The following is a 24,430-nucleotide window of genomic DNA, read 5'->3' as shown; positions in this document are numbered from 1 at the left end:
TTGTCACCGAGGCGATCCGTCCTGGCGGGATCTCCCTTGCGCCCGCCTCCGATCCGTCACGGGGCCCCCGGTTGGCCGCCGGCGGTCCCCGGCGAAGCCGCAGGCGGCGCGACGGGGAGAACCGCCATCAGGCCGTCCCCGTCGATGACCGCCGGGATGATCGTGTCCGGGCCGCAGGCGTCGGCCGGGACCCTGACGCGGTAGCCGATCCGCCGTTTGCCCACGGCCTCGAAGCCCGGCCGTCCGGCGAGGTCCGGCCGCAGGCGCCGCGGCTTGTCGAGGACGACGAGGTGCCCGCCGCAGAACAGGGCGATCTCCATGTGCCGGCTCTTTTGGGCCGGATCGAAGGCGTAGGCGCTGACCAGGAGTTCCGTCGCCGACAGGCGCTGCACCGTCTCGACGGCCGCCATCATGGTCGCAGGCAGGGCGATGTGTCGCCCGGCGATGGCGGCGCGTGCCTCCCCGGGGGAGGTCCATGTGCCGGCGGGCAGGGTGGCGAAGGTGCGCCGGGCCGTTGCCTCCGCCCAGTCGTCGCGCGCCGTCTCCGCGCTGCCCCAGACGGCGCAGCCTGCAAAGACGACGAGGAAGGCGGCCGCGATGCCTCGCAGGGTCGCCGGTCTCACGGCGTCGATCCGCCCGCGCAGGCGCCGATAGAACGCCACGTCGAGGGGGCCGAGGAGGGCGGTCGCGGCCAGCGCCCCCGCGATGGCGACGCTCCCATAGGCGAGCCCCGACCAATGGGGCGGGCAGAACCGGGCCGCCAGCGCCAGCACCGGCGGGTGAACGAGATAGAGGACGTAGCTCCAATCCCCCAGGGCGATCAGCCCCCGCGCCGCGGGGCCCTTCCGGCGGATCTGGGGCGCCGTGACGGCGGCGCCGACGAGGAGCACCGCGGCGATGCCTCCGATCCCGCGGGCGGAGGCCGTGTCCACGGCGAAGCAGGCGGCCGCGAAGGGGAGGGCGAGGAGCGCGGCGCCGGGACGGATCCACCCGGCGGCGATCATCCGGGGCAGCAGGAGGCCCCCCGCGAACGGCATGCAGGCCAGCGTGACCGGTACGAGATAGAGGGGCGGCGGCATCAGGTTGCGGCTGCCCGGCGGCAGGAGCGGCCAGGCGACCGCGAGGAGGACGAGCCAGCCGGCGGCGAAGGGCACGAGGCGCCGGGCAAGCCCTGCGGCGGCGAGGCCGAACAGGGCGACGTAGAAGCTCACCTCCAGGGTGAGGGTCCATTCCACGTTGAGGGGATAGCTCCGCTGCCCCCCGGGGGCGAGGGAGAGGGACAGCATCGAGACGCCGCCGAATTCGAGGCCCACGGCATGCAACAGCCCGGCGAACAGGGCCACCACCGCGAAGTAGGTCGGGAAGATGCGGCTCACCCGGTGCGTCAGGAAGACGACGGGGGCATCGCGGGTCACGAGCCGCGCCATCAGGAACCCGGATAGCGCGAAGAAGAGGGCCACCCCCCAGACACCCAACATGCCGTCGACGGCGGGAAAGGGCCGATCCGCCCCGCGCAGGGCTTGCGCATGGCCGGCGACGTGATGGACGAGGACGAGGCTCGCCGCGAGGGCGCGCAGGATCTGCAGGTTCGTGAGTTCGCCGCCCGCCCGGGCGATGCCGACGGTCGTCGTGACAGGCCTCTCCAGTGCGCGGCGTGGCGCGGTGATCCAGGGGAGGTCTCGATGGAGGCGAACGGGCATCGCTGACATGTCGAACGGCGCTGCGCACGGGGCGTCACCGTGCGCGGATCCTTCCAGCAATATCGGGAAATACGGCCGGGAGAGGACGGGCGGGATTTCATTCGGCGCGGATGGCGAGAACTCGCGTGAGGCTTGCGATTGAGCCACAGGCCAGATGGACTGATTTCGTCCACACATCCTGTCCGGCGCGGGACGGGCGCCCGGAGGTGTTGCAGATGCCGAACGGCAGCGCCCCTCCGAACGTCCTCCGGCCACACGGCGACGTCAGCGGGTGGATCGGACCGGCATGTCAGCCGATCCGCAGGATCGCCATCCCGGCGAGTACGGCCCCGCCGAGGCAGCGCCGCCAGGGATTGACCCCGCGGATCACCTCGTCGCCGGCCCAGACGACGAGGGCGATCGTGGAGACGAGCGTTGCCCACCACCCGACCGTGCCGGATGGGCCGGCGATCCAGGCGACGGCCTCCGCGAGGCCGAAGGCCCAAAGGGACAGGTTCGGCCATTGGCCGATGACGATGCGTCCGCTGGTGCGATCACGGAAGAACCAGTCGAGGGCCTGCATCGTCACCTCCATCGCGCCGGTCTCCGTACCCTGATCCGATCCCGCCCTTCGCCTATATGGTGCGGTTCGAAAGCCATGCGCCTTCGGGCGAGAGCGAAGCGAACCTTCCGGGAACACCATGCGCGCCGTCACCTACACCGAAGGCTCACCGATCGATGCGCCCGGCGCGCTCGTGGACACGAGCTTCCCCGATCCCGTCGCCGGCGGCCGCGATCTGCTGGTGCAGGTGCAGGCCGTCTCGGTGAACCCGATCGACACCAAGGTGCGGCAGGGCGCCTACAAGCAGGGATGCGAGCCGAAGGTTCTCGGCTGGGACGCCGCCGGGACCGTGACCGCCGTCGGCCCGGAGGCGCGCCTGTTCAAGCCGGGCGATGCGGTGTTCTATGCCGGCGCCCTCGATAGGCCGGGAAGCAACGCGGCGTTGCAATGTGTCGACGAGCGTCTCGTCGGCCCCAAGCCCGGCAGCCTGGATTTCGCCGCGTCCGCGGCCCTTCCCCTGACGGCGTTGACCGCCTGGGAGATGCTGTTCGACCGGCTCGACGTGGGCAGGCCCGTGCCCGGCGCGGCGCCCGCGATCCTGATCGTCGGCGGCGGAGGGGGCGTGGGCTCGATCGCCATCCAGCTCGCCCGGCAGCTCACCGGCCTGACGGTGATCGCCACCGCCTCGCGTCCCGAGACCGCGCAGTGGTGCCGGGATCTCGGGGCCCACCACGTCGTCGATCATGGCAAGCCCCTGGCCGCCGAGGTCGCCGCGTTGGGGCTCGGTGCGCCGGGCTTCGTGTTCGCGACGACGGGCACGGGGGCCCATCTCCCGGAGATCATCGAACTCCTCGCGCCGCAGGGGCGCCTCGGCCCGATCGACGACCCCGCGACCCTGGACGTGATGCCGCTCAAGCCGAAGAGCCTGTCGCTGCACTGGGAGCTGATGTTCACCCGCTCGCTGTTCCGGACCGCCGACATGGAGCGCCAGCACGAGATCCTCACCGAGGTGTCCCGACTGATCGACGGGGGCAAGCTCCGCACGACGGTGAGCGAGACGTTCGGCCCGATCAACGCCGCCAACCTGACGCGGGCCCACGCGCTTATCGAAAGCGGCCGGGCGAAGGGTAAGGTCGTGCTCGAAGGCTTCGGCGGCTGACGATCCCGGAGGCGGTCCCGGCGCCGGGCCGGGACCGCCGTGAGGGAGCCCGCTGCTAGCCGGCCAGCCCGGCCAGTTCCTCGAGGCCGCCGCCATCGGCGTAGGCCTTCCGGAAGCTGTCACGGGCCTTCCACCGCTGCCAGAAGCGGTCCAGCTGCTCGAAGCGCTCATCGAGCGGCGTGGCGACCGGACCGAATTTCGAGAAGGCGATGGCGGTGCAGAGGGTGATGTCGGCGAAGGTCGGGCTGTCTCCTCCCAGCATCCAATCGCGCCCATCCGCAAGATGTCGGTCGACGAGGGCGGCGTGGGACAGGGCTTCCTTGCGGCAATGCTCGCCCCATTGCGGGTTGCTCGTCAGCTCGAGCTTTGGGCCGAGGCCCTGGTGCAGGACGTGGAACTGCGTGGTGAGCCGGTAGAGGATCTGCACCCAGATGCGATCGTCCCACATCGCATCGAAACCCTGCTCCAGGGGCGTCGCACCGGTGATCCTGCGTCCCTCATGCAGGGCATCGAGGTAGCGCACGATCGCGGCCGATTCCGTAAGGTAGGAGCCGTCGGGCAGGGCGAGCGTCGGGGTCTCGCCCCACGGGTTCATCTTGAGGTGGCGCCAGCCTCGCTGCTCGCCCCCCGGGGCCATGTCGTAGATCACCTCCTCGAAGGCGTCCGCGATTCCCTTCTCGTGGAGGAAGAGGCGCAGGCGCTGGGGGTTGGGGAAGGCGGATGGCGACGTGTAGAGGCGCGCTTTCGTCGACAAGAGTCATCTCCGCTGGAGGCCATTCGGACTGGTGGGATAGGGCCGACACGGTGGGTCCGCTCCGGCTCGAATCCTTGCACGAGAAGGAAGAGCGCGGTCGCGGTCCGGCAAGGGGGGAGGGGAGGAGACGGGGCTCGTACCGGTACCCTCGTCCTTGCCCCGGATGCCGGCACCGCCCGGACGGCAGCCGAAGTCCGGCCCCAGGATCCCGCTTCATGACCCGTGGCGCTGGGCCTCACACGACGTTCGATCAAGCCCACACCACCGTTGCGCTCCCCGCGCGCTTGGGCTACGTGAAGGGCACGGTCAGCACCCGTAGCTCAGCTGGATAGAGCGTTGCCCTCCGAAGGCAAAGGTCACACGTTCGAATCGTGTCGGGTGCGCCAATCTATTCAATGACTTGTTGCCATGTTTGCGAGATGCCCGACTCGGCGCGGAAGCGCTGCGGAAGCACCGAGGCAAATTTGCTCGTGAGATAGCTCCTTGCTCACGTTTGAGTGATCTCTTGGCCGACCGGTCGCACAGCTTGGTCGCCGACCAGGCCGAGCCTAAGCCGAGATGGCCGGAGGCGATGGCGGAAGATCTAACCTGAGTGCTCTAAACGACTGAGGCCGTGAACCGAGCCTCCGCACTTCGAGGGTGGTGCCTGATCCGCCCTTGAAGCCGTCGGCTCCATCTTCATTAGGGAGAATAGCAGGGGGCCGGATCGCGGCTATAGCTAAATCTGGCGTTTTCTAGCAGAGAATTTGATTTATACCCTACTCGTCTTTGTCGAGGTCCCAGAGTGTGAGACTTAGACTCTGATCTCCCTTAGGCGAGCGCGCTTTGCCGGAGCGGACTAAAGGAAAATTCGGACCGGGGCCCCACTCTACCCGAGTTCCACGCTGTTGCTCAGACACTCGGGTGAGAACGCCTCTCTGAACTAAATCAGATATGATGTCACGTGCCTTGTAAACGTGAATATCGAATATATTTTGTAGAGTTTTATTTGTTAGTTTTCCGTATTCTCGCACATGAGCTATGACCTTTTTGTCGATTTCTCCAGTGGACTTGCGGTGATACGACACGACCGCGCCGAGACCCTTTAGTGCTTCTGCTTTGAGTCTGAAGACGCTTGCGGATTTCTTTGACGAGGGTCGAGTCATCTCTAAGAGGCCAACTTGGTCACTAGCGAGGCGCCGCAAGATTGTTTCAACCTCGGGCGGGCTTTTCTGAAGGAAGCCAGCAATTGAATTTGCCGTAACGGTTCGGACGCTGCAAAGACGAAATAACACTAGCATAGTGTCGGTGTCGTTCTGCTCTTCTTCCGGTAGTGTTAAAACATAACGAGCTATATTCGTGTCCGGCGCCCCTCCGACGAGGGCGACCTTAACTTCGTCGTACGCTGCTTCGATTCGCGGTAATGGTCTACCGGACCTAATCATTTCACGGTACATTCTATCAACGCCGCGCCCAAGTTCCTCTGCGAAGCCCATAATGCGGGCAGCCTTAGCTAAGCAAGGGTTACGAGGCCTGGAGGTGGTTGTTAAGATATTAGAAGTTGTTACTCCCGAGACCAGCGGTCCTGCGGAGTTGACCAAAAATACAGCTGGAGAGTGGTCGACAAATACAGGCTTTTTGAAATTGTAATCGCGGTGGCACATTGCATTTGATAGCGCCTCTCGCACCGCAAGCTGCGGAAAATCCTCAATTGCAATCTGCTGCCCACTCGGCAATGTGACAGGCGTTAGAGATTGCCGTGCAGACACCAAGTCCATCAACCTGCTGAACGCCAATACCATAGGCGGGTTGAGACGACCGACTCCGGTTGGCTCTCCGCCTGGAGTCGCTCTATACTGGTAGACTATAAGTTCGCTTTGGCCGGGTTCTGGTCCCGCAAACAAAAGCGCGCCGGCTCTGTTAAGACGGATGCGGTCAGTCAGCAGTCCTAGAGCTGAAAGCAAATCCGGGTTGCTTAGCGATACTAGGTTTCGCCGATCGTCGTTAAATCCGCTGAGTATCTTGCGGGCTAGAGCAAAGGCTTCGTCAGGTATGTCGGCTATGGTTAGGTTGCTTGGTTCAGAGGACCAGTCGAATCCGCGGCGTTCTTCCTTTAATCGGAGCTGTTGCTCCGCGCTCATCGGCAGACAGTCCGTGTTTATTCGTCGAGTAGTTCTGCCTTGCGTATCTGAATGAACATCCGAGCTTTGGGGAACTACTATTATTATAACTTGGGGGTGTGTTTCGTGTCGGAATGCCTCAACATTTAGGTGAGGTCGAGTTAATTCATAAACACGTTGCTTCACTCTAACGGGATCAATCTTTGCTCCGATCAGAGCTTCTTTACCTTTGATTTTATCTGCAACGCCAAGCGCGACTATACCGCCGGCCGCGTTAGCAAAACATATGGCGGCTTCGGCGATCATACGCTCCGTATCGCCTGAACTCTGCTTCTCCTCTTTAAAATCGAGCGTCTCAGTCTCGAAGGCACTCGGCAATGCCCCTGCTGCGATCTGCGCCAATGCCACATCAACTTCCGAGGTAAAGCGCGCCACCGTTTGATCCTGCTTTGATCCGACTGCATTTTTCATGCTTGCATCAAAGCGCAGTCAAACTACCCTTTGATGTCTCTTTGACGAGTTTGCATAAACGGCGAGAAAATCAAAGCGCTGTCAAAGGGGCTGAGTTCGTTTGGGCCGCTCATTGGCCCCCCAAGGCGATCAGCCCACCGCCGCATGATGCGGATCTCGTGGCACTCGAGCCGCACGGCTGCGACCTACGCCTCCGTGTTCGCTGCCTCAAGTTCGAGATAGCAGGCCGCCCCGGGGATCCGCGCCTTCAATCTCGGCGTGAGCCCGGCAGGCTCGACCGTATTGGTTCGGCCGCCGCTGCCATGTCCGGTGCTGATACCGGCAGGACTGCGTGAGCGTCACGAACAAGTCGTAAAGGTCGACGTGCTCACCGTAGCGCTGTCTCAGCCTGTCGAGGTTGTAGACGCCGCGCCGTCCACATGGTTCGCAGACGATCACGAACCGCCGGCCGCGCAGGTCGCACAGGCGGACGGTCATAACCGCACCGGGTCGGCCACATGAGGTTTGATCGATTGAGCCGCCATCCGTCCGCCCCGTGGAACACATCGAGAACAGAGCGGATGAAGCCGACAGCTTCAAGCTATATGGCCATACGCCCACAGGTTGTAGTGGAGCGCTGTGGACGGCGTGGGAGAATGCGAGCGCCGACGCCGGCTTAGCGCGTCCTTGGTGTTTACCCACGCTTGCCGATGTGGAAGCTCCGAGAAATCTCAGACCGTCGCGCGCTGTAGCTCGGCGCCACCATTGGGTAGTCAACCGGCAAACCGTACCGCTGGCGGTAGGTTTGAGGATCGAGCCTGTGTCCGGTCAGATGCCGTCTCAGTGCTTTATAGGGCTTGCCGTCGATGAAGCTTATCAGGGCGTCATGCGTGATTGAACTACGGATCTGAGCGCCCGTCGCTTTAGGCGTGGCGGCTATGACCGGTTGACGATCCGCCAATCCGGCGATGGCAGCTTGCACACACTCGATCACCGCCGGCATGTCACCGGAAGCGACGCTGTTGCTCGAAACATAGGCGGCCACGATATCGGCCACGAGGTCTACAACTGCGCGTTCGCGTGCTTCGAATTCGTTTGTCATGCCACCCCCGTTTGTAGACGTTCATTGTCCGCAGTTCTGGCCGTCTTCAATCGCTATCAGCAGTCAGCGACCGCTTCCGGTCGGCCAGCCGTATTTCGATGTCGTTCGCAGCGTCAGCATACAATTCGAAGCGCCGTAGCAGTAGAGCGCGTTTCGGGCCGTCTTTCTTCGATTCCATAGAAGCTTTCGCGTTGTCCGCCTTGGCCCGCAGTTTGGAAGCCAGCTTCTCGTAGCCCTCGTTGATCTTGGCAGAGACTTTATCGCTCTCCTGGCGACGCGTTCCGGTGATCGCCCGTAACCTTCGCTCCGAGCTCCTCGGGCGAGGGCGCGTGCTTCTTCGATGAATGAGCCATAGCTGGTCTCCTCAGGGCAGGAAGCGCAGGTCGGGTGATGCACGCCACACCGGGCGCCTTACCGTACATCCCGGGCAAGCGCGAAACCGGAGCGTAGCAATCTCAGCAGGGCCCGCCACGGCACCCCGTTGCGGGGTCCCGCAAAGTCGGCGCAGAGGAATGGCGCTTCAGAACGAGCGGTAGGGGTTGCTGGAGCCGGCGAACGACGGCAGCGAGCCGAAGGCACTCGCCAGCGAGAGCGGCTGCGCGGGCTGCGAGGCGGCTACACCCTCGATTGTGGGTGAGCCGCCGAAGCCGGTGAACACGGGAAGCGACGGCAAGCCGCTGTCCGGCTTGGCGCTGAGCCCGGCGACCACGCCGACCTTGCCTAGGCCGCCCGCGAGACCGCCGAGCGTCTTCATGGTGTCGCCCGCGTGGCTCGCGGCGTTGAGCTCCATCGGCAGGACGGAGGCGGACCCGCGCATGAAGTTGCCGACCTGGCCGATCTGGCCCGCGTCCCGGGCCTGAAGGCGGGTGTCCGTTCCGAGCAGGTCCGAGAATGAGCGCAGGGCGCCGAGGGCGTCTGCCTGCTGAGCGCCGTAGGCGCTGGCGTTTGAGCGCTGCGCGGCCTCGCCTTGCGTCGTGATGTTCGAGCCGGTCGCCGGGGCTTCCACAGGGGGTGGAGTCCCGCTGGCGCCCGTCTGCGGCGACCGGAGCGCAGCAGCGAGGTCTGTAGCTCGCGCCTGCTGCTTACCGGCAAAGCCGTCGTACAGGGCATTCGAGTGCTGCTGCACGGCGGCGGCCTGCTGCTGCAACTGCTGCTGCCGGGCGCGCTCTGCCGCGGCCGCGCGGTTGCTAGCCGCGGCGACCTGGGACTGGCCCACGGAATTCGCGGCGATGCCGCCTGCGGTGAGCGCGGCGCCGGCAATGGTTATGGGGTCGCACGTTGCCAGGGCACTCCTCTATCGCGTGGTCTTGATGGCGCTCGGGGCCGTACCGAACAGCCCGGTATTGTAGGCGCCACCCGCTCCGCCGATCGCCTGATTGCGCTCGAGCAAGGCCTGCTGCGTCATTGCCGAGGCCGACGCCGAGAAGGCGTCCGCAAGCGGCGAGTAGGCCGCGGGCTGGGCCAGGATCGCCGCCTGCGAGGTCGCGCTGTTCGCCGCCTGCGTCGCGTCCCCGGTGGCGTTCAGCGTCGAGATGAGGTTGCCGCGGGCCTGCTCGACGTTCGAGCGCGCCGTGTTGGCATAGCTCTGCGCCTGGTCCGCCACGTTCGTCCGGGCCGTGTCGTAGGTCTTCTGCAACTGGCCCGTCTGGAAGCCCCGGGTCGAGGAATCGAGATTGCCGTCGCGGGCGAGCGCGTAGGTCAACGACCGCTGGGCGTTGCCGTACTGATCGTCGAGTTGCGGAAGCTGAAAGTTAAGATAGTTCTGCCGCTGCTTGTCGAAGAATCCGTCGTTGAACTGGCTGTCGAAGGTCGTGTTGATCTGGTCCGTGCCCGCACGGATACCGGCCTGCCGGGTCGCCTCGTCGGCCCTGGCCTGCTTCGCCTGCGCGCTCGCGCCGCCGTCCTTCTTCGACATGCTGCCGGCCCCCTCAGTTCATCCGGGCGGCAGGCGTCGCCCGCGGCCTCGACAACCCGCCTGTCAACAGGATGTCTTCCGGGCGAATGGCGAGGCCTAGCCGCGCCAGAGCCTCGGCAGCGCAGAAGGTGTCGAGGTCGTTCACCACGATCCGCAGGATGAGCACCACCTTGGGCTCTTCCGGGCAGGCTACGGCGCGCGCGTTCGAGCCCGGCGCTTCGGCCCATCGGTTCAGCAACCCGAACGCGGCCACGAAGCCGTGGCGCCCACGCTCGTCGAAATAGTGGGGTTGAAGCACCGCCTTGGCCGCTGCTTCCGCCCGGAACAACGCGGCCCCGAAGGCGTGCCGGGCCTCCGGTGAAAGCTGCGTCGCGTGGGGATACCCTTCGAGGATCACCGCGAGGGCACGGCAGAGCGGCGGGAGCACTTCCGCGGCCCCCTCGCCGTCAGATGCCGCTTGGAAGTCGTCGAGGATGGCGTCCACATCCCCCTGTGGGACCTCGCCGCCTGCCGGTGTGGTCTCGCCCCGCATCGGGAGCCCTCGCGTCTGGAAGATTTGGCCGCCGTCGCGGCCAGCATGGGCGGGACGATAGAGCAGACGCGCGCCTTCTACAAGCATTCGAGGCGTGGCGTATCAATGATTTCTCGATGACGCTGCACGATGTGTTTTCGATATGCTCTTGTTTGCGCATGATTTACGGACAAGATGTCCGGTTCGTCGTGGCGGTGCAATTTTGTATGAGGCCCCGCCGCGTGTTCGCGTTCGGCGTTTCGGGTGTACCGGGGGCCTATACCCGGCCCTCCGGGCCAACCGGCAGCCGCGGGCGGACAAGTTGTCTGATCCGTCTGCCGTGTGAACGCCGCCGCCCTCCCTGCGTGGGCATTCGCAAGGGCGAGCCGTCTTATCTGTCAGGCGACACAGAGCGCCAAGTCGGATGTTTGTCTGATTAGGCTTTTAAAATCAATGTGTTATGATGTTGGTGCTCAAGTGGAGGCTAATCATGACCCGCCCGATCGCCATGCTGCACGAAGACGTCGCTGAGACCGGTGACTTGCTCGACGCCCTGTACCGGCTTTTGCGGCAGACAGGTGTGTTCGATGGCGAGGCCGGAGACGCGATCCACACACTGGTCACGAAAGTCCACAGAGAGGTCTGCGAGGTCGCTGAGCGCCTCGATCCCATTCACGTCTCGATCATTCCGGCGCAGCGCTCGAGCCAAGCGGTAAGCGGCGGCAGCAATACTGTCCTGCCATTTCAGCCGCCGTCAACGAAAGGCTATTGACGTCGAACCCGCGCCGTATCATTGTTTGCAACGTCCGCTGCACACAGCGATACGGTGCTTGTCATGGCAAACGGTCGGTTCGTCTCCTACCTGCGCGTGAGCACAGACCGGCAGGGCCGGTCGGGTCTCGGCCTCGAAGCGCAACGAGCCGCCGTCACGGACTACCTGAACGGCGGCTCGTGGTCGCTCGTCGCCGAATTTGTCGAGGTTGAGAGCGGGCGCAATGCCGACCGCCCCGAATTGGCGAGCGCCTTAGCCCTGTGCCGTGCTCACCGCGCCGCCCTTGTCGTGGCAAAGGTAGACCGCCTCGCTCGCTCGCAGGCGTTCCTCTCGAACCTTCTCGCTGCAGGTGTCGATGTCCGCTTCTGCGATCTCCCGCAGATTGAAGGCCCGACCGGCCGCTTCCTGCTGCAGCAGATGATGTCCGTCGCGGAACTTGAGGCAGGCCTGATCTCGGCCCGCACGAAGGCCGCGCTTGCCGCCGCTAAGGCGCGAGGCAAGGCGCTCGGCGGCTTCCGCGGGCGGGCCGGCACGGCAGACGACGCGGCGAAGGCCCGCGCTGCCCGAGGCCGCAACGCCGACGCGCAGGCCGAAGCCCTGGCGCCCATCCTGGCGCGCCTCGACCCTACCGGCGCCGGCTCGCTGCGGGCGGTCGCCGCAGCGCTTATCGCCGAGGGCGTTCCCACGCCTAGCGGACGCGGCACCTGGACCCCTACCGCCGTCGCCCGCCTCCGGGCCCGCCTCACGGCCACACAGCAGAAGGAGAACGCCCGATGATCTGGATTCTTGGCTTCCTGGCGGGCTGCGCCTTCTTCGCGCTGCCGGCCCTCGGGTTCGGCCGATTGCTCGCATGGGGCGCAAGCCACTCTCACGCAGCCGCCGGCGGCCAGGGTGGATCGAGACGCCCCGAAGGCCCGGACGAGGGCTTTCAGGGCCTAGCGGCCTTCCTGGCGGGCTTCGCGCGCTTCATGTGAGCAACCGAGCCTCAATCGAACAACCCGAGCTCAGGCGGTTCGCCGGCTTCGCCGTCCTGCACCTCAATCGCGATCCCTTCAATCACGGGCGGACGTTCAAGCTCGGCGAGATAGGCAATCGCCCGATCCTTCGCGGCCGATAGCTCGGCGCGGGTCATCTCGGAAAGCGGCTTCTCGATACCGAGCGCGTCGAGGCCTCCGAGACCGTTCATTTCGCCGAGCGTTCTGGATGCCACGACGCGAGCGTTTTTCGGCGCAGTGCGGTCGCCGGAAATCTCGATGAGCGTTTGGACTGCGACTGCTACGCCCTCGGTCCGAAGCCGGTACATTGCGGCTTCCCTGATGCGCTGGATCTCCTGCGCCTTGTCCGTATCGTTCAACATGAATTGCTCCTCAGTCGAATAGCCCGCCGGTCGGCTCGTCCACACCGGGGGTGGGGGTTTCGGTGCCCTCGGCTTCGAGGCGCGCGATTTCGGCGCTGATCTTGGCGCGCGCCTCGCGTAGTTCGGCGATCTCGGGCGTTGGCGCAGCGGCCGTGTCTTGGCCGAGCGAAGCGAGCCAACGGCGCGCGTCGCGGTTCTGCCGGCCCTGCGCACGGGCGGACTTGCTGCCGGGCTTATGGGTGCGGTGCCATTCGTCGTGGCGCGCACGTTCCTCCGGCGTCATCGCCTCGACGCGGGCCTGCTGCTTCCGGCGCTTTGCCGCCTTCATCTTAGCGCTGCGGAGCTTGTCGGTCGGAACCGCCCGGGTGTGCCAGCCGAGCGGGCCGTCGCCTTTCGGCGTCGCACCACCGTGCAGCCGACAGCGATTGCGGCCCTTGGCCGGCACGTTGCGGCACGGCTCGCCCGTGGACCGCTTCTTGGCGCCGCACAACTTGTCCGGCGTTAGGTTCGCGCGGAACCGGTGAAGGGCCGCTGTACCGATCTCGGCGGCGGTCGGGCGGCGGCGGTCAGAGAAAGCGCGGCTAGGCGGAAATGGGTCGCTCATGCGCTTCGCCCGTGAACTATCGACAGGAGGCGACCACACTCCCCCATTTCGGGGCCCCAGCCCGCCGCCGACAACGCCGCTCGTACGCGCGCAAGAGAATAGAATTGGGGGTAGGGGGTGTGGAAGTAATAGAAGGAGAGGACGGAAAGAAATTTATCTCTGACGCGCGCGAGCGGCGTTGTCGGCGCTTGGCCGGAAATCGACCCCGGAATTGGACTACAGATCATCGTTGAGACCCCTCCGTGCCGACAACGCCGCTGAGATACGCGCTTGTTGCTGTGATCGATGCAGCTTTTCCCGCGCGGCGCGCTCTGCAAATCTCTCGTGAATGCGTGGATTGACGGCCCACCGCGCTGGACCTTCAGCCGCGCGCTCGGCGACGGAGAGCCACCCGAAGCGTTCCAATTCGCCCATCGCTGCGAGAGTAAGGCGTCGGTTGCCCTGCAATGGTCGCCGCGCCTTCTCGATCTCCCGCGGCGTGAAGGACGTTTTGTCCGGGCGCGTGAGCAGGTATCCGGCGACCTCTCGGGCTTCGGCGTTGTGCTCGGCCGGCTCGTAGTACTCGCCGTAGAACCGCAGCGCGTGCCCTACGAGGGCCAAAGCGAACCGTGAAGCCCGGCGCGCCGTCTCGGCTGTTACCGGCACGCCCGGCCCGGCCGGAACGCTGTCGAGCACGGCCCACGTGTCGAGCGCGTGAAAGGTCAGGGCGATCCGGTATAGGAAGCCCTCCCATTTGGACACGTGGCCCTCCCACGCCGCCGACGCGCCCGGGAGGGCCTGAAGCGCCCGGATTCGCCGCCATGTTGCCGTGAGGATTGTCCGAGCCTCCGACGACAAGTACACGGTCCCGCCGGCAATGCGCCTGATATCGAACATGCCGCGTACAGCGCGCTCGTACTCGGCCGCCGCCCCCGGGTCGGTCGGCGCGTCGATCCCTTCGCGCTCGACGCCGTCGTCCACGATGAAGATGAGCCGTTGCAGAAACCCGTCGCTCCCGAGGTCCCGCGTGAGGGTACGGATCTTGTCAGGCTGTGTGGTGGCGATCATGCCGGTCGGCGCGCCCGCCGCGTGCGTCGACCCGGACTTGCGCTCCAGGCTCGCGGCGCCGCCGTCGAGGATGCGCAATAGCAGTCCTCGATCGCCCCCGCCGTTGCGCTTGTATGCGTCCATGATCCCGAGGAAGGCCATTAGTTCGTCGGGGTCGAGAAGCAGGCCCTCAGGGTTGTCGGCGATGATGGCAATGAGCTTCTCGACCGTGGCGTTGTCGACGGTGATCTGTCGCCAAGGTGGAGGCGGCGGCGCTTTCGGCTTGGGCGTGCCCTTCGCGGTGCAGTACTTCGCCCGCCACTCCGCCCACTGTGCTGCTGAGCGGGCGTGCAACTCGGCGTTGATCTTGCGCAGCGCCTTCATCAGAGCCTTGACCAGGGGCGACTTCTTCCGGCCCGGCCTGCCGACAAGCACGATGGCTATGGGCGCCGTCACTTCGAAATCGGCGTCGTGCTCGTGAACCCGGAGCCTCAATGCACCGCCGATCGCCGCGGCCAGGACCGCAACGGCCGTCGCGGCGGCGAAGTCCTCTGACGTCCCCATCCTGGCGGCGAGAGTACGGACGTGCGCCGCGCTCGGGCCCGGGAGGGTGTCGACGAGGGCTGTGGACGCCGCGGCCGGATCGTCGTCGTTAAAGATGTCGACGGGCTCGCCGAAGGCTTCGGCACTCGTCTCGCTTGAGGTGGTGCCGGTCGTGGCGTCCTCGTCCTCAATGGGCGTAAGCAGGGCCTTATTCTTGTCGAAGGCCTTGTTGACCGTGTCGGTGAGGTACTTGTCGGCGCGGCTACGCCCGCCGCCCTCCTCCTTGTCCTCGTACTTGCCGGGGAAATGTGCCGTCAGGATCGCCGCTGCCTCCGACCGGTCGAACACGCGGGCATCGCAGCAGGCGTGCGCCACTGCCATGTCGTGAACGGATCGGTCAGCGATGTTCGCCGGGTCAATGCTCAGCAGCCGGTTGAGGTTGACACCCCCGGCTCGGGCCGTCGCAAGGCGGTCCGCCAGATCGGCTGGTAAGTCCTCGGGCCGCCCTGCTACCGCCCACGCTAGGTCCGTGTCGAACGGCGGCGCGGGGGTGGGACCCGCGGCCTCCTCGTCGGGAACAGCCGGCACGCCTGCCTGTAGCTCCTCCAGCGTGTACCGCTTCGCCGGATCGGCGAACGCAGCCCACGAGACCGCCGGCTTGCGGCCCCGAGCTTGCTTGCGCGCGTCCGGCAGGTTGACGGTGAACGGAATCCGAAGGAGGTGGGTGACGTCGTGGATCGCGTCGCCGCCGTACAGACGGGCAAGGGACCTCGACAGCGCTTCGACCGCTGCGATGGTCTCCGGTGTAGCCGGCAACCCCATTTGGAAGATCCAGAGCAGCTGATAGCCGCCACCGCTTCCGACAATGACAGTCGGGCCGTATGGGCCTTCGATGAGCGGCGCGAGCTCCTCCAGTCTGCGGCGCTGCCATGCCGCGAGACCGCCGGGTTGGCTCTCCACATCCTTCGGTGGGTCGATGTCGACGGCGACGCCTCGGATCACGCGCACGTCAGCGCGGACGATCGCACCTTTCTTGCCCTGCTGCTGATCGCGCGGGGCGGGCTCGTTCATCCGATAGTAGAGGTTGTGTTTGCCCTGGGCCGCCTCGATCCCCGCATGGATACGGGCTCGCTCGGTGCGCAGGTCCGCAGTCGCGCCTCTGAACTCACCTGTCTCCGGATTGAGTGCACCGAACGACACGCGACCTTCACCGAACATATCGTCGAAGAACTGCACCGCTCTGGCGGTATTTCCTGTGAGCGCCCGGGAAGTGGCTTGGGCGCACGCGTTACTTGCCACCGGGAGGGGAAGGTCGATCCGTTGCGGATCGCGCTCATCGAATGTATCTCTGATGCTATCCATGACTGTTCCCCGCCGGGCGGCGCTGATTCCGCTTCCCGTGCATCGAGTTGAGATTTGCGGCGGCGGCTTCCCGGTGGTGCGGGGGCCGCCGTTTCGCGTCCGTAGTGTGTGGCGGGGCGATGCTCTCAGGGGCGGGCAGGCGGGCTGTACTACGTCAGGAGCGCCACGGCGGCCGGATAGCTTGTTCCGTATTGATGCCTCGCGTGACAGATCGCACGGGCGACATTCTTGGGATCTTCGCAGTCGCCTCGCGGGAAAAGGTGCACGAGGAACGCGGTGGCCCCGCTCCCTTCCGGGTGATCGGCCCATAACAGGCTGTTCACATCACCTCCGAACCAGCACGAAGACATGCATTCGGATCGGCGGGGGTTGAGGCGGTCGCTGCTTATCAATGGGCGCAGCTTAATCCGTGTCGGATCGTCGAGATCGAAGAAGTGCTCGTTACCGTGCGTGAAGTCGAACCAATTCAACCATGCGTGGTATGGTTTGCCGCTCTTGGCGAAACGGCCCACTAGAAAGCCCCAGCGAAACTCGTTCGTGAAGAAGCCTTTAGGGAATGCGTAGCGGGGCCGTGCCGTCCTGTTTTGGCTTGATCCCGCGACGGTGTTGGCTTTGACGTCACCGATGCCTTGCCCGCGCCCGTAGGCTTCGGCCAATGCGCGCGTCAGATCATCTTCGTCAGCCCGGTCTATCACGCGGCGCTCGACAGTTCGGATGTCGAGGTCACGCGGCGAGACAGGCGTCCCTGCACCCACGCGCGGCAGGCGCTCTGCGAGTAGAGCGGGAAGCGGCCGAACTTCTGATACTCAGGGCCCCCGCCAATGACGGCGAGCTTCGCCAAGGTGCCGGTGCAGCACGACACGCCGAAGGTCTCGCGAATGAACGCCGCTGCCTCGGAGCGGCGCATCAGGCGTTCGGTCGGTACGGGATCAGAAGGCAGCATGTGGTCACCTCGGGTTGACGCGCGGTAGCGAAGCGCATCTCCGAGAATGACGGGGTCAATCGGTCGATCTAGGCACGCAATTGGCCTCCGATTTATGCACCCTACGTGCTCAGAAGCCTGTAAATCGCAGCCAACTTACCTCGACGTTTCCGCCACCGCGCGTCGCGGGCTTTCACGGTTTCTGAGCTTAGATCGAGTTCATCTGCACAGACTTCGATCGCTCTGTATCGGCTCATGCCTTTGGCGCCCATGAGCTCCAGCACCCGCAGATGGGTTTGCAACGTGTCGTCTCGCGTTGGTGCGCCTCGCCCCTGCCTGGACGGCTTCTGCGCGCCGATGACCGCCCGCACGAGGTCAGCGAGCGGGCCGCCCTTCAGGAAGCTGCCAGCGACCGCGTCGGGGTCGTGACCGCACAGGCGCGCCAGCCCGCGCAGAATCGCTAGGGCTTCGTCTTCCGGAACCGGCTCCTGACGGCTCTCGGCGGGGCTTTGAAGCCGGGCCTGCGCTGCGGCCAGGGCTTCGGCGAGCCCATCCGCGCCGCCGCTCACGAGACAGCCTCGACAGCTTGGGCAGGGGAGGGGCTCTCGGCCGCGCCCGGCGGCCCGCCCATCGCTGCGGCGATCGCTTTGGACACCTTGTCGGCCGCCGAGACCAGCACCGCGTCGAGGTGGTGCACGTAACGGCTCGTCATCGTGCCGCCGGCATGGCCGAGCATCGCGCCGATCGTGGCATCGCTGAACCCGAGGTCGCCGGCCATGCTGGCGAAGGAATGCCGGAGGGTGTGGGCCGTCACGTCGTCCAGGCCGGCGGCTTCCATCACTCGGTCGACCACACCCGGCAGCCCTCCAAACGGCCCTGAGCCTCGTACCGCCGGGAATACCCACGGCTCGCGCGGCAGGCGAGGGAGCCCGGCCAGGACGCGCCGCGCGGCGATGCCGAGCGGGCGCACCGATCCGCCTTCCTTCGTATCGGTGAGGCGCAGGGCGCAGCCGTCCATGTCGACTTCCGGCCAGCGCAGCCCGTTTACTTCCTGCCGCCGGCAGCCCGTGAGCGCGAGGAGGCGAATGGCGGCCACACCCTGCCAGCGTCCTGCCTGCGCTTCCATCGCGTCGAGGGCTCGCCCGAGTGCCCCATACTCGGCCGCCGTGAGGCGCCGTGTCCGCTTGGCGTCGGCGGGCCGCCGGACCCCTGTGGCCGGATTCGTCGGGATGATGCCTTCGCTCACGGCATAGCTGAGAATGCCGCCGAGAAGGCCGGCGGTCCGAGCGGCCGTGCCGGCCCCGCCCTCGACGATGGCGCGCCCGCGCAGGCCGGTCTTCACGTCGGCGGCGGTCTTGCCCGCCTGCACGTCGCGCAGGAAGCGAGCCACATCGCTCGGCTGCAGATCCTTCACTAGGCGCCGACCGAGCAGTGGCGTGATGTGGCGCTCGATCCGTCCCCGGTCCACGTACAGCGTCGAGGCGCGCTTGGCCCGGCCGCCCTTGCCCATGATGAGCCCTGCGTCGGCCGCAGCGAGGTAGGCGGCGCAAAGCTCGGCGACCGTCATGGCGGCGCGGTTCGAGGCTCGATCCTCTGCCGGATCCGCACCGCGCGCGACCTGCCCGAGAAGCGTCAGCGCCTCCTTTCGGGCTTGCTCAGTCGTGACCGGGCCGTGCAGCCCGATCGTGACGCGGCGGGTCCTGCCTGCCATTCGGTATTGCACGAGGTAGCTGCGGCGGCCGGACGCGAAAATGCGCACGCCGAAGCCGGGGAGTTCATCGCACCACAGGAAGCTGTCCCGGCCCTGCGGCTCGGCGGCCTCGACCACCCGCTTCGTCAGCTTCGGCATGTCTACCTCGATCCGCTTCCGCGGAAGCACTGCGGAAGCAGCAGGCGGTAAATCGCGGCAATCTGCCGGAATGACCGTTGCTCACCACATATGGCTGAACATGACCGGCATCAGTGGGTTAGTAAAGTTGGGAAACGCTGCGGAAGCGCGCGGAAGCCTCAGAAATCGTTGAAGTGCTGCCCTCCGAAGGCAAAGGTCACACGTTCGAATCGTGTCGGGTGCGCCAACAGTTTGCCTCAGGAAAGCAAGGACTTGGCTCCTTGATGTGAGCGCCAAGCAATTTCCTTCGAAATGGCTTCATGAGCGGTTGGTGCGCGTTCCACCCGTTTGAGGCGGTCACACCTGCGCGATGATCGACGCTGGCCGAAAGCCACCGGGCTGCTTCCGCCAGGGCACACCGCCAAAGCGGAAATACGCCTTCCGGCCCACCTCACGGGTATCCGCTGCGAGCGCCACCCGAAACCAAGCATAGGCCAGAAATTCCATCGACGGCAGAAAACGACGCGTCGGCATGCGACGCGTATCCCGGCCTGATCGGTGTGAAGAACCTATATGTTCTCTCGCGAAACCTGATCGGAGCACGCCTTCGCCACTTCCGCGATCGGCAAATTCGAATGGCCGGCGGCTTTCGACGTGTCGTCGAGGCATGAGCGCACCCCATCCCTGGAGGCGGATCCGCCGTTCACGGCATCCAGCTTGCGCAACAGGCCGTCCTTATCCGCGGACGATGCGCTAGCCCAGTCTCGCATGGTGTCGCCCACGTCCAGCGCAAGAGCCGGCGCTGCCATCATGATAAACACGAATGCACCAGTCGGAAGGACGCGCATTGTTGCAGCCTCGAAAGACGGAGAACTCTTCATTGCTTGCGGGGTGCGGACGGACATTGGCCCCGCCGGAGGCTTGTGCCTGTAAGAATGTCCGATCCGCGAGCAAAAGTTCGTCGGACCTGAACTAGGCCCCAATGCACCTTCGCCGATTGCGACGGGCTTGAGGCAAAAACGCACACGGCATCGTCGCTCTCAGCGTGGGCGCGGATCTCTGCAGGGCTCGACGCGGCCATGATCGGGAGGGCCGGGACGATCGCGCCTCTTCGCGCTGGCCGGGGATGAGGATCGGCCTGAGGGGCGTCCGGTGCATCGGCGGTCCTGCGGAGTCCGGGCGCCCCCGGCAAGAACTCTCTGTTTCTTCCGACTTGGATACGGCAATGCCATCGACATTGCCAATCTTTAATTCAATGGACATGCGGCCAGAATAGCCGAAGTCTATTATCTGAATGCGGGATTAACGAAGAAGATAACGTTTTTTTGACCCCGTTTCATGTTTAGACGGAGATGGAAGAATGGCTCGTCGTACATCGATCGCTGCGGCACTGGTGCTCGGCACCCTCCTCAGCGGGACCGCCTTCGCCGCCGAACAGGCCGCCCAGGCGAACAATGCGCAGACCAGCATGGTCGACAAGGATGTCGGACAGCTCTCCAAGGATGGGGCGCAGGGCTACAGAGACCTTCAGCTCACGCGCCTTGCCATCTTTGAGGCGAACCCCGCCCAGGCCAAGGATATGATCGCCAAGGCGCAGGCGGCCTTCGCCAAGGCGAAGACCGACGATGCGCAGTTCAACAAGGCGGAGGCGGATCTCAAGACGCAAGCCGATCTCGCCGGCCATAAGGACGCGACCCATTCCGCGACGACGCAGGCCAACCCGCCCTCCAAGGAACAGGTTGCGTGGGTGCCCGTCGATGCTCAGTTGACGCTGGGTGACGACTTCGTGGCCACGCCCGAGAAGGCCTCCGCCGTGACCGAGGCGAACAAGAATCTCGCCAATGGGGACCAGAAGGGCGCCCTCGAGAAGCTCAAGCTTGCCCATGTGGACGTCAACTTCACGATGGCCGTCCTGCCGCTGAACAAGACCATCTCCGATGTCGATCAGGCGGCGACATTGATCGGCCAGGGCAAGTACTACGAGGCCAACGCGGTCCTCAAGACGGCCCAGGACGCCATGCGCTTCGATGTGATCGATGCCATCGCGCTTCCGCAGAAGGGCAACGCTGCGGCGAGCACCTCCCCGTCGCAGGCGACCGGCTCCGTCACGGGCGCCAAGTCCGGCAAGTAACTGCCGGCAAGTAACTGCCGGCCAGTAAACGCCAACAAGTCACCGCATCCCGGTCGCCCGGCGCATGGCCCGATGCGCCGGGCGACCCTGTCCCGTTCGAACGTCTCCCCGGTGACGGCATCCTCCTTCATGGAGCGAGCGCCGGCATCCCCGGCACGGGCCGGGCCCCGCGGTTCGGCCTTCGGACCCGGCGACACGCGTTCGGCCATTCGTCGCACCGAATGGGTTCTTTCGAACCACCTCCGGGGTCGCTGGTTGCCGCGTGACCAAGCCATCAGGAGGTCACGATGTCGAACCCCGCGAAGGGTCAGTCCGGCGACGGTCAGCAGCACAAGACGATGAGCGCGCAGGAGCAGAAGGCGGCCGAAGTCCAGGCGGCCGGGAGCGCCAAGGCCGATGCCGGCCACCCGGCCGTGATGGAAGGCGGGAAGGCCGAGGCGCCGACGGAGGGCAAGGGGCACCCGAAATCGGCCGCATCCAACGCCCCGGCCGGCGCGACGGACGACGCCGCCACGAGCACGGCGACGGTGGGGAAGGCCGAGAAGGAGGCCGCCGCGGCGGCGGGCGCCGCCAAGGAGCAACACGGGCGCGGGCATCGCAAGGCCGATTAGCAAGATCGCATACGATGGGAGCGGCCGGACGCATGATTGGGGGCACGGCGACACCATCGATCAGGGGTCTGCCGCCCTCGCCGACGGTGGGCCCGGGTCGTGTCCCCAGGGGAAGGGAAGCGTGATGTCGAGCCTGTCCGAGCGCAAGGCGCGCCTGATCGTGCACGGCGACGATCCCTACAATGCCGAGCCGCCGCTCGATCGGCTGCGGGCCGCTTACCGGACCGCGACCCGCGACTTCTACGTCCGCTCCCACGGCGACCTGCCGGATCTCGATCCGGACACGTGGCGCCTCATCGTGGAGGGCGACGTCGGTCCTGGGATGCAGCTTTCGCTCCGCGACCTTCGCACCCGTTTCCCGGAGGTCACGGTGACGGCCACGATGCAATGTGCCGGCAACCGGCGGGCCGACATGCGCGCGGTCGCGCCCGTCTCGGGCGATCCCTGGGACGGGGGCGCCATCGGCACCGCTGACTGGACGGGCGTGCGTCTCGGCGACCTCCTGTCCGAGGCCGGGATCCGCGGGGCCGATCATCGCCATGTCGCGTTCGAGAGCCACGACAGGGTCGAGGGCCAGCCGTACGGGGTCTCCATCCCCCTCGCCAAGGCCCTCGCCCCGGAGACCCTGCTTGCCTACGCCATGAACGGCGATCCCTTGCTGCGCGAGCATGGATTCCCGCTCCGGGCGGTGGTCCCGGGCTACGCCGGCGTGCGCAGCCCCAAATGGCTCCGGCGCATCACGGTGCAGGACCGGCCCTCGGACAATCCGATCCAGGCCGGCGATTACAAGCTGTACCCGCCCGACGTGACCACCGAGACCGCCGATCCGACCCGGGGCCACACCATCGATGTGATGCCGCTGAACGCCGCGATCTGTGAGCCGGCGCGCGGCGCCGCCCTCCGGGCCGGACCGAACCGGATCCGGGGCTATGCGCTCGCAGGGGACCGGGCCGTGGTCCGCGTCGATGTCTCCGGCGATGGCGGGCGGAGCTGGGCTCAGGCGGCCCTGGAGCACGACCCCGGGGCGCCGTTCGCCTGGACCTTCTGGACGGTCGACCTCGACCTGCCGCCGGGTGAACACGAACTCGCCGTCCGGGCCTGGGACTCGGCTGGCCAAACTCAACCGGCCCTGCCGGACGACGTCTGGAACCACAAGGGCTACCTCTGCACCTGCTGGCACCGGCTGCGCGTCAGCGTTACCTGACGCGTCCGTCGGGCGGCCTGTCTTGCCGCCCGACAGCCGATCTCTCACGCTGCGGCGGTCCAGCCGACCACCGCCGTCAGGGGATCGCCGGAGCGCCCCTCGGGCTTCAGCACGTGCCCCTCGATGCGGGCGAAGCCGGCCTGTCGGAGATACAGGCTCACGAGCTGCGCATGCCCCTCATGGTCGAGGGCGTTCCAGACCGCCACGGCCTTGGTCGGGAAGCAGCGGTTCGAAAAGCTGATCAGGGCCGGAGCACCGGGGCGCAGCACGCGGGCGACCTCGGACAGGACCTCGACCGGTTTCTGCAGGTACTGCACCGAGACGCAGATCAGGGCGGCATCGGCGCAGGCCGTGTGAAGGGGCAGGCCCGGCTCGGCGTTGAGGTCCTGCACGAAGGACCGGGTCAGGCGTGGGTTGGCGGCGAGTTCCGCCGCGTTCAGGCCGTGACCGATGACGCCGGCATAGGACACCTCGTCCGGCAGGTGGCTGACCCAGCTCGACATCAGGTCGAGGACGACACCGCCCGCCGGCACGATCTGGCGATACAGGTCGGTCACGGCCGCGATCGCGGCGTCATCGATATGGGTGACGAAGCGTGGCCGGGCGTAGAAGATGGGGTCGGGATCGGGATCGAACTTGGCGAACGCGTCCGGCGGCAGATCCTGGGTCATCGTGGGGGCATCCCTGAACCGAACGCCCGACCGGCCTCGATCACCACAGTTCGCGAACTGTCGATCCGGCGCAGAGGAGAAAGGCCCGGGCGGCTCCTCTCGGAACCTGACGCCTTCGGGATCCCCCCGGTTCCAGGGGGGACCGATCGGGCGCCCCTCATCGTCGACCCTCCCGGGAACCGGCTGCCTCCCGGTGGAGGTTCTCGGACAGCGCCACGGGGTCCGGGGCGGCGGCCCGGCCTTTTGCGGGCCGAGCAAAACCGCTCACGGAGGAGTTGGCATCGTGGTCTTGACTGGCGCAGCGATCGTCCCGTTCGGTGAGCGGGGCAGCCTACCGACAGGTCGCCCGAGGGCCGGACGTTCGGCTCTGTCCGCCTTCCTCATCCTGATCGGGATGACCGCTCACAGCCCTGCGCAGGAGGCCTCCATGAATGCCGAGTTGGCGCCGACGGGTTCGTTGCGGGTCGGTCTCGTCGAAGCGCCATCGGCCGGGCTGGTTTTCATCAGCCGGTCGACGGCCGGGAAACCCGAAGGCGTCACGGCGGATCTCAGCGCCGCGTTTGCACGCACGCGCGGATTGCCCCTTGCCTTCACAGTGTTCCCGAATTCCGGTGCCGCCGCGTCGGCCCTGCAGGCCGGCGCCATCGACATGAGCTTCATGCCGGTCGATGCCACCCGGCGGCAGGTTCTCGATTTCGGGCCGGCCTATTACGATCTCGAGAGCACGTATCTCGTCAGCGGCGCCTCCGGCATCACCGACGTCGCCCAGGTCGACCGGCCCGGCGTCCGGGTCATCGCCATCGATGGCACCACCACCATCCGAGCGTCCGCCCGCACGCTGACGCAGACAAAGCCCGTCGCCGTGCCGTCGGTCGCGGTCGCCGTCGAGCGGATGCGGAGCGGGCAGGCCGACGCCTTGGCCCTGTCGCGCGACACCTTGCAACCCATCGTGCCGCAGGTCCCGGGATCACGGATCGTCACCGGCGGCTTTCAGCAGACGCAGGTCGCGGTCGCCCTGCCCAAGGGCAGGCCGGCTGCGCTCCACGGCGTCACGGAATGGCTCGACGACGCCAAGCATTCGGGGCTCGTCCGGCGGATCTTCGACGCCCACGGTTTCGGTAGCGTGCCGGTCGCGCCGTAACCGTCCGGACCGGTCTCCGGCGCTCCG

At 66.2% G+C, this 24,430-nt stretch carries 27 protein-coding genes and 2 tRNA genes; 10 read left to right on the top strand and 19 right to left on the bottom strand.

The window, feature by feature from the left end; genetic code table 11:
* Positions 1 to 56: 56 nt before the first annotated feature.
* Together MFF22_RS22695 and MFF22_RS22690 are read right to left on the bottom strand one after the other, a co-directional pair.
* The gene (locus MFF22_RS22695) at positions 57 to 1,700 is read right to left on the bottom strand and encodes an acyltransferase family protein (protein WP_238252914.1); all 1,644 of its coding nucleotides are present in this window, start codon (positions 1,698 to 1,700) and stop codon (positions 57 to 59) included.
* 289 nt (positions 1,701 to 1,989) lie between these two features.
* Positions 1,990 to 2,274: a hypothetical protein gene (locus tag MFF22_RS22690; RefSeq protein WP_238252913.1), complete on the bottom strand. Its 285-nt coding sequence runs from the start codon at positions 2,272 to 2,274 to the stop codon at positions 1,990 to 1,992.
* 106 nt (positions 2,275 to 2,380) lie between these two features.
* Here MFF22_RS22690 and MFF22_RS22685 point away from each other — a divergent pair, with 106 nt between their 5' ends.
* Positions 2,381 to 3,400 carry a zinc-binding alcohol dehydrogenase family protein gene (locus tag MFF22_RS22685; protein ID WP_238252912.1) on the top strand — a complete coding sequence of 340 codons (1,020 nt, stop codon included), beginning with the start codon at positions 2,381 to 2,383 and terminating at the stop codon, positions 3,398 to 3,400.
* Positions 3,401 to 3,455: 55 nt separating this feature from the next.
* Here the strand turns inward: MFF22_RS22685 and MFF22_RS22680 are convergent, their stop codons facing one another.
* Positions 3,456 to 4,154 (bottom strand): glutathione S-transferase family protein, encoded by a 699-nt coding sequence (locus tag MFF22_RS22680; RefSeq protein WP_238252911.1) that lies wholly within the window; start codon positions 4,152 to 4,154, stop codon positions 3,456 to 3,458.
* Between the two features lie 309 nt (positions 4,155 to 4,463).
* Between MFF22_RS22680 and MFF22_RS22675 the strand changes: the two genes are divergently transcribed.
* Positions 4,464 to 4,540, top strand: a tRNA-Arg gene (locus tag MFF22_RS22675).
* Positions 4,541 to 4,912: 372 nt separating this feature from the next.
* Here the strand turns inward: MFF22_RS22675 and MFF22_RS22670 are convergent.
* The 6 genes from MFF22_RS22670 to MFF22_RS22645 form a co-directional block, all read right to left on the bottom strand.
* Positions 4,913 to 6,724: an RNA-binding domain-containing protein gene (locus tag MFF22_RS22670; protein WP_238252910.1), complete on the bottom strand. Its 1,812-nt coding sequence runs from the start codon at positions 6,722 to 6,724 to the stop codon at positions 4,913 to 4,915.
* 207 nt (positions 6,725 to 6,931) lie between these two features.
* Positions 6,932 to 7,201, bottom strand: coding sequence for a hypothetical protein (locus MFF22_RS22665; protein WP_238252909.1), 270 nt, complete (start codon positions 7,199 to 7,201; stop codon positions 6,932 to 6,934).
* A 196-nt stretch (positions 7,202 to 7,397) separates the two neighbouring features.
* The gene (locus MFF22_RS22660) at positions 7,398 to 7,805 is read right to left on the bottom strand and encodes a Ros/MucR family transcriptional regulator (RefSeq protein WP_238252908.1); all 408 of its coding nucleotides are present in this window, start codon (positions 7,803 to 7,805) and stop codon (positions 7,398 to 7,400) included.
* A gap of 520 nt (positions 7,806 to 8,325) precedes the next feature.
* A complete protein-coding gene (locus MFF22_RS22655; protein ID WP_238252907.1) occupies positions 8,326 to 9,021 on the bottom strand; it encodes a hypothetical protein in 696 nt (231 codons plus the stop codon).
* 78 nt (positions 9,022 to 9,099) lie between these two features.
* Complete coding sequence (locus tag MFF22_RS22650) at positions 9,100 to 9,720, bottom strand: hypothetical protein (protein WP_238252906.1); 621 nt, start codon at positions 9,718 to 9,720, stop codon at positions 9,100 to 9,102.
* 13 nt (positions 9,721 to 9,733) lie between these two features.
* Positions 9,734 to 10,252: a hypothetical protein gene (locus MFF22_RS22645; RefSeq protein ID WP_238252905.1), complete on the bottom strand. Its 519-nt coding sequence runs from the start codon at positions 10,250 to 10,252 to the stop codon at positions 9,734 to 9,736.
* 469 nt (positions 10,253 to 10,721) lie between these two features.
* On the opposite strand from MFF22_RS22645, the gene MFF22_RS22640 reads away from it, so the two are divergent.
* The 3 genes from MFF22_RS22640 to MFF22_RS22630 all read left to right on the top strand — a co-directional run bounded on the left by MFF22_RS22640 (position 10,722) and on the right by MFF22_RS22630 (position 11,977).
* A complete protein-coding gene (locus MFF22_RS22640) occupies positions 10,722 to 11,003 on the top strand; it encodes a hypothetical protein (protein WP_238252903.1) in 282 nt (93 codons plus the stop codon).
* A 63-nt stretch (positions 11,004 to 11,066) separates the two neighbouring features.
* Positions 11,067 to 11,780, top strand: a complete 714-nt coding sequence (locus tag MFF22_RS22635; protein WP_238252901.1) for a recombinase family protein — start codon at positions 11,067 to 11,069, stop codon at positions 11,778 to 11,780.
* Positions 11,777 to 11,977 carry a hypothetical protein gene (locus tag MFF22_RS22630; RefSeq protein WP_238252900.1) on the top strand — a complete coding sequence of 67 codons (201 nt, stop codon included), beginning with the start codon at positions 11,777 to 11,779 and terminating at the stop codon, positions 11,975 to 11,977. Before MFF22_RS22635 ends, MFF22_RS22630 begins: the two co-directional genes overlap by 4 nt.
* An 11-nt stretch (positions 11,978 to 11,988) precedes the next feature.
* Here MFF22_RS22630 and MFF22_RS22625 read toward each other — a convergent pair whose 3' ends face one another.
* The 7 genes from MFF22_RS22625 to MFF22_RS22595 form a co-directional block, all read right to left on the bottom strand.
* Positions 11,989 to 12,360: a hypothetical protein gene (locus MFF22_RS22625; RefSeq protein ID WP_238252898.1), complete on the bottom strand. Its 372-nt coding sequence runs from the start codon at positions 12,358 to 12,360 to the stop codon at positions 11,989 to 11,991.
* A gap of 10 nt (positions 12,361 to 12,370) precedes the next feature.
* Positions 12,371 to 12,964, bottom strand: coding sequence for an HGGxSTG domain-containing protein (locus tag MFF22_RS22620; protein ID WP_238252896.1), 594 nt, complete (start codon positions 12,962 to 12,964; stop codon positions 12,371 to 12,373).
* A gap of 216 nt (positions 12,965 to 13,180) precedes the next feature.
* Entirely contained in the window at positions 13,181 to 15,769 is a 2,589-nt protein-coding gene (locus MFF22_RS22615) for a DUF3987 domain-containing protein (RefSeq protein WP_238252894.1), read from the bottom strand.
* A 275-nt stretch (positions 15,770 to 16,044) separates the two neighbouring features.
* Positions 16,045 to 16,590, bottom strand: coding sequence for a hypothetical protein (locus tag MFF22_RS22610; protein WP_238252893.1), 546 nt, complete (start codon positions 16,588 to 16,590; stop codon positions 16,045 to 16,047).
* Positions 16,587 to 16,838: a hypothetical protein gene (locus MFF22_RS22605; protein WP_238252892.1), complete on the bottom strand. Its 252-nt coding sequence runs from the start codon at positions 16,836 to 16,838 to the stop codon at positions 16,587 to 16,589. Before MFF22_RS22605 ends, MFF22_RS22610 begins: the two co-directional genes overlap by 4 nt.
* A 101-nt stretch (positions 16,839 to 16,939) precedes the next feature.
* Complete coding sequence (locus tag MFF22_RS22600; protein ID WP_238252891.1) at positions 16,940 to 17,386, bottom strand: hypothetical protein; 447 nt, start codon at positions 17,384 to 17,386, stop codon at positions 16,940 to 16,942.
* A complete protein-coding gene (locus MFF22_RS22595) occupies positions 17,383 to 18,666 on the bottom strand; it encodes a tyrosine-type recombinase/integrase (RefSeq protein ID WP_238252890.1) in 1,284 nt (427 codons plus the stop codon). Before MFF22_RS22595 ends, MFF22_RS22600 begins: the two co-directional genes overlap by 4 nt.
* Positions 18,667 to 18,773: 107 nt before the next feature.
* On the opposite strand from MFF22_RS22595, the gene MFF22_RS22590 reads away from it, so the two are divergent.
* Positions 18,774 to 18,892, top strand: a tRNA-Arg gene (locus tag MFF22_RS22590).
* 110 nt (positions 18,893 to 19,002) lie between these two features.
* Here MFF22_RS22590 and MFF22_RS22585 read toward each other — a convergent pair.
* Together MFF22_RS22585 and MFF22_RS22580 are read right to left on the bottom strand one after the other, a co-directional pair.
* Positions 19,003 to 19,179 (bottom strand): hypothetical protein, encoded by a 177-nt coding sequence (locus tag MFF22_RS22585; RefSeq protein WP_238252889.1) that lies wholly within the window; start codon positions 19,177 to 19,179, stop codon positions 19,003 to 19,005.
* 35 nt (positions 19,180 to 19,214) lie between these two features.
* The gene (locus tag MFF22_RS22580; protein WP_238252888.1) at positions 19,215 to 19,493 is read right to left on the bottom strand and encodes a hypothetical protein; all 279 of its coding nucleotides are present in this window, start codon (positions 19,491 to 19,493) and stop codon (positions 19,215 to 19,217) included.
* Between the two features lie 512 nt (positions 19,494 to 20,005).
* Here MFF22_RS22580 and MFF22_RS22575 point away from each other — a divergent pair.
* From MFF22_RS22575 to MFF22_RS22565, 3 genes are all read left to right on the top strand, one after another.
* The gene (locus MFF22_RS22575; RefSeq protein WP_238252887.1) at positions 20,006 to 20,776 is read left to right on the top strand and encodes a YfdX family protein; all 771 of its coding nucleotides are present in this window, start codon (positions 20,006 to 20,008) and stop codon (positions 20,774 to 20,776) included.
* Between the two features lie 287 nt (positions 20,777 to 21,063).
* Positions 21,064 to 21,387, top strand: coding sequence for a hypothetical protein (locus MFF22_RS22570; RefSeq protein ID WP_238252886.1), 324 nt, complete (start codon positions 21,064 to 21,066; stop codon positions 21,385 to 21,387).
* 124 nt (positions 21,388 to 21,511) lie between these two features.
* Positions 21,512 to 22,591 (top strand): molybdopterin-dependent oxidoreductase, encoded by a 1,080-nt coding sequence (locus MFF22_RS22565; RefSeq protein WP_238252884.1) that lies wholly within the window; start codon positions 21,512 to 21,514, stop codon positions 22,589 to 22,591.
* Between the two features lie 44 nt (positions 22,592 to 22,635).
* On the opposite strand, the gene MFF22_RS22560 is transcribed toward MFF22_RS22565, so the two are convergent.
* Complete coding sequence (locus MFF22_RS22560; protein ID WP_238252881.1) at positions 22,636 to 23,262, bottom strand: methyltransferase domain-containing protein; 627 nt, start codon at positions 23,260 to 23,262, stop codon at positions 22,636 to 22,638.
* Positions 23,263 to 23,689: 427 nt separating this feature from the next.
* Between MFF22_RS22560 and MFF22_RS22555 the strand changes: the two genes are divergently transcribed.
* Positions 23,690 to 24,403 (top strand): transporter substrate-binding domain-containing protein, encoded by a 714-nt coding sequence (locus MFF22_RS22555; protein WP_238252879.1) that lies wholly within the window; start codon positions 23,690 to 23,692, stop codon positions 24,401 to 24,403.
* Positions 24,404 to 24,430: the final 27 nt, after the last annotated feature.

The sequence above is a fragment of the Methylobacterium persicinum genome (genome assembly GCF_022179525.1).
Lineage (GTDB): Bacteria > Pseudomonadota > Alphaproteobacteria > Rhizobiales > Beijerinckiaceae > Methylobacterium > Methylobacterium persicinum.
Note: the sequence above shows the minus strand (reverse complement) of the source record. Positions and strands in the feature narration are given on the sequence as shown.